The organism is Clostridium sp. (assembly GCF_040797585.1).
GTDB lineage: Bacteria > Bacillota > Clostridia > Clostridiales > Clostridiaceae > Clostridium_Z.
The window spans coordinates 1-4604 of record NZ_JBFNEO010000218.1; the positions used below are offsets into that span (position 1 = coordinate 1).

At 28.3% G+C, this 4604-nt stretch carries 5 protein-coding genes; all 5 read right to left on the minus strand.

What is annotated here, in order from left to right:
• The coding region (locus AB2369_RS11565) for a flavodoxin domain-containing protein (RefSeq protein ID WP_367666633.1) at window positions 1–260 on the minus strand (260 nt) is incomplete at its 3' end.
• 48 nt (window positions 261–308) lie between these two features.
• Window positions 309–860, minus strand: a complete 552-nt coding sequence (locus AB2369_RS11570) for a phosphatase PAP2 family protein (protein WP_367666634.1) — start codon at window positions 858–860, stop codon at window positions 309–311.
• Window positions 861–1244: 384 nt separating this feature from the next.
• Window positions 1245–1649: a GNAT family N-acetyltransferase gene (locus tag AB2369_RS11575; protein WP_367666635.1), complete on the minus strand. Its 405-nt coding sequence runs from the start codon at window positions 1647–1649 to the stop codon at window positions 1245–1247.
• 58 nt (window positions 1650–1707) lie between these two features.
• A complete protein-coding gene (locus tag AB2369_RS11580; RefSeq protein ID WP_367666636.1) occupies window positions 1708–2334 on the minus strand; it encodes a nitroreductase family protein in 627 nt (208 codons plus the stop codon).
• A 582-nt stretch (window positions 2335–2916) separates the two neighbouring features.
• Entirely contained in the window at window positions 2917–4221 is a 1305-nt protein-coding gene (locus AB2369_RS11585; protein ID WP_367666637.1) for a Na+/H+ antiporter family protein, read from the minus strand.
• Between the last annotated feature and the right edge of the window lie 383 nt (window positions 4222–4604).

The window sequence follows — 4604 nt, forward strand, 5'->3', positions numbered from 1 at the left end:
CTCATAGAGCATATATAAAATCCTATTTTCTTATTCTTTAAAATCTCTATATTATCTAAACAAAATCTTTTTACTTCCTTTTGAATATTACCAATGTAAATTGAACCACCAATAATTATCTTATTATAATTGTCAAAATCTATGTTTTTCTTATCCTTAATATTAAATATATCCGTACTTTCTTTAAGCTTTTCAGAAAGTCTAAGGGCACATTTTTCTGCACATCCATGTTTAGAAGCATAAACTATAAGTGTTTTCATAATAGTATGTCCTCCTTATTTTAATGATTCATTAAGAATAATCTAAAATTAATTATTTATTGGCCTTTTTCTTTGTTTAATTTTCTCACTAATTTTTATAGATATAAATCCACTTATAAGGCCTAAAATAATTCCTCCTAATATATCTGAAGGGTAATGGACATATAAATATAATCTAGAAAAAGCAATAGCTCCTGCTAACAGCCAAAATCCCCATGAGTATTTTTTTAAGTATGTTGATAGTACTAAAGCTGCTGCAAAGGCAGATGATGTATGTCCAGACGGGAATGAATAGGTTATAGGCCTAGGTATAAGCATAGTAATCCCATTAAGCTCTCCATTAGGTCTAGGTCTTTCTATCAAGTTCTTTAATATCCCTTCACCTAATATTAAGTTTATTATTAAGGCCCCTAGACATATAAATCCAATATTCCTATACTTTTTTATTGCTATAAGAATCAAAGAAATTGCTATCCATATAAGACCTAAGTTTCCTAAGGAAGTGATAAATACCATGACCTTATCTAAAACTGGATTACTTAATATGTCATTTATAAATAACAATATAGCATTATCAAGACTTTCTATTATTTGTATCATTATAACTCTCCTATTTTATTGTATATTAATATTTAAAAATATGATAAATCTTTAGTTTATATTATTATATAAAAGATAATATATTCCTTTTAAATACTTCAAAATTTAATAAAGGCTCTCTATAAAATTAAAGCTTAAAATTAACTTATAAATTAAATCTAAAAATAAACTGTACTCTGTAACATAACTCTCTTCTATGTATATCTTACAGAGTACAGTTTATATATCTATAAATCATAAGTATAAGTTAAAATTCTAATCATAAATCCTATAATCAAATGTTGTTCTTAAATTTTATGTGTATCATATTAATTGAAAATACTATTTTCTAGTTCATCATAATATGACTATAATACTTCTTTTATCATATAAAAAATCAGTAAATTAGTATCTCTTTGCCATACCTACAGATCTTGGCTCTGAATAGTTAAACCCAAATTGCTTATATAGTTTATCTGCTGGAATATCTGCAATTAAACTAACATAAGAACTCTTCGGAGCATTTTCATCTAAATACTTAGTTATCTCTGACATAATTAACTTTCCAAAACCCTTACCTTGATAAGAAGGATGTACAGCAATATCTACCACGTGATAAAAGCACCCTCCATCTCCTATGATCCTTCCCATTCCAACTAACTTATCCTTATCTCTTAATGTAACCATAAATATAGAGTTTTTTAATCCTATTTCTGAGGCTTCTTCATCCTTAGGACTTAGCCCTGAAATAATTCTTAGGTTATTATATTCTTTTGAACTGGGAATATCATTTGAAATATCTATATTCAAGTCCTCTCCTCCTCTCAAGTTAAATGTCTATTATATTTATTATTAACTATAAGGTTACTTAAATATATTGAACAAATTCTTGAACGGGTTTTCTATACCCTCTAAGTCTTTTCTTCTTTTCATCCTCTTTTCCAATGGTTATAAGTAATACTGGTTCCATATCTTCTGGTATTTTAAATAACTTCTTAGTAACCTCAATATCAAACCCCATCATTGGGCATGTATCCCATCCTCTATCTTTCGCAATAAGCATAAACATCATGGCAGATAATGATCCATTTCTTATGGCTTCATCTCTCATAAACTCTTCTCCTCTTGCTTCGTATAGACTATAAACATTATTTATAGTTTCAGCATAAGAAACAGAATCTAACATTCCTAACATTTTCATTGGTTCATAAAGACTTTCTGCCTTTTTATATGCCCCCTTATCTCCTAAAACTAATATTGCTGCCGATGCAGTATGGACTTTATATTGAGGACATGCTTTATCCCTAAATAACTCTTTTAATTCCTTATCTAAAATAACTAAATATCTAGTGTGTTGCAGATTAAAGCAAGATGGAGCTAAAGATACTAATTTAAATATCTCATTTAATTCCTCTTTTGTTATATCTACTCCCTTAATAAAATTGTTAGCAGACCTTCTCTCATTAATTAACTTTGAAAAGTTTGAATCACTCATTGTTATCCTCCTTAATACCAATAAATTTTTATTCTATAAAATAATTTTATTATCTATAATAATTAAACAAGTTTTTTATTAGTCTTACATATTATATCGTATTTAATATAATCATATTGTATAACAGTTTTGTGTACAAGTAATATTTTTACTCCTTTGTTGTAAAAGCAATCCTCAGTATTATATATGGAATTATTAGAAAGATGCTTATATAAAACATAAAGATTAATAATAAAGCACTTAAGATTTATTACTAATCTCTAATAGGTTTAAAGGCTATTTATTGAATTAAAATCTCATTTGCTTTTAACTAATTCTATTGTCACACACATTTGTTTTAAACTAACAGGATTATCTATTATTTTTGAATCTATCTTAAATACATCTCTTATCATACTTTTTCTACTTCACCCTCTGGGTGTATTATCCCCTTTTTCATACATATAAGATAATCCCCATGCCTTGCTGCTTTATTTAATTCATGTAACACCTTAAATAAAATTGATTCTTACCATATTAGTTAATAAACACTAATATGATAAGAATCAATAAATAAAACCTTGTATATAAAAATTATTTAATTTATAACACCAAGGCAGATACCATTCCAAATATGAGTAAAGGTATATTATAGTGAATAAAGGTAGGTACACATGTGTCCCATATATGATCATGCTGAGAATCCACATTAAGACCAGAAGTTGGTCCAAGGGTACTATCTGATGCAGGTGACCCCGCATCCCCTAGAGCTCCAGCCACACCTATTAAAACAATTATAGCTGAAGGACTAAACCCTAATTTAAGTCCAAGAGGAGAATATATAGTAGCTAATATTGGAATTGTTCCAAAGGAAGTTCCTATACCCATGGTTATAATTAATCCTACTAAAAGCATTAATAAAGCTCCAAGGAATTGACTCTGTCCTACTATTGAAACTATAGAATTAACTAAATCCTCAACTGCTCCTGTTTCCCTTAAAACATTTCCATAACCAGCTGCTACAAGCATTACAAAAGCTATAAAGCCCATAAGTTTAATTCCACCATTCATAAGATCATCAATTTCATCAAACTTAATAGCTTTAGTAAGTACTAAAACTATTATGGCACATAAGCCTCCAAGGGGTAGTGACTTTGTTATAATTTGGACTACAAAAGCAACTATGGCTGCCAATAATGCAAACCAATGGTCTCTAGTCATTTTAATGTCTTCATCATCACTAGAGAACTCTTCTAAAGATATATCCTCGTATTCTCTAGATTTTCTATAAGTAAAAAATACTGCTATTAATAAGCCAAGAAGCATGCTAACTCCAGGTATCCACATAACCTTAGTTATCATAGCATTGGTTACTTCTATGTTATTTGCGATCATTTGATCTCTTATAATATTATGAAATACAAGTCCAAATCCAACTGGAATAGCTATATAAGGTGCCTTTAAACCAAAGGTTAACGCACAAGCAACTGCTCTTCTATCTACCTTTAATTTATTCATAAGAGGAATCAAAGCTGGAATTAATATAGGTATAAATGCTATGTGTACGGGAATGAGATTCTGAGAAAAACAAGTTATAAATGCAATTATTAATACAAATACTATTTTCTTTCCCCTAACTATATTAGCCATTTTTCTAGCAAATATGGTGGAGAGGCCTGTCTTATTTACAGCCACAGCCAAGGCTCCTAATAATAAATAACTGAGGGCAGTTTCTGAGTTATCTCCCATACCACCTATCAAAAGAGACATGGTTTGTCCAAGACTTAGATTTGCAAAAAGACCAGCTACAATAGCAGAAATTAATAAGGATAGGATTACATTAAATTTTAGTAAACAGAGGACTATCATTACTATGATAGAAATAATAACAGGGTTAAATAAGTCCATAATATCATTCTCCTTTATATATTTTAATGGCAAGATAAAATAAATATATTTCTTATATAAAATATATAGTCTATCTTCTTAATTTATTCTATGATTCTTGCCATATGATTACGTAAGTATATCCATCTTACTAATGACTTTTAAGAGATTATTACCTGCATTTTAAAGACTTCTGAATGTAATTTAATATTCATATTCAAATAGTATTTTATAAAATCTATTGTTGTTTATTATATAACAATATTACTTCCTAAACAACTCCCTGAAAACGTCTACTATTACAGCTAATTATAACAAAATATTCCATATAAATAAAGTTAATATATTTGAAATATTTTTTGTACGATATTTCAAATAATTCATTCCTTTTTAAACCTCTTATG

Bases quoted from the DNA above. Each gene is read 5' to 3' on its own strand.
- AB2369_RS11570 (WP_367666634.1), bottom strand. From the start codon at position 860: ATGATACAAATAATAGAAAGTCTTGATAATGCTATATTGTTATTTATA.
- AB2369_RS11580 (WP_367666636.1), bottom strand. From the start codon at position 2,334: ATGAGTGATTCAAACTTTTCAAAGTTAATTAATGAGAGAAGGTCTGCT.
- AB2369_RS11585 (WP_367666637.1), bottom strand. From the start codon at position 4,221: ATGGACTTATTTAACCCTGTTATTATTTCTATCATAGTAATGATAGTC.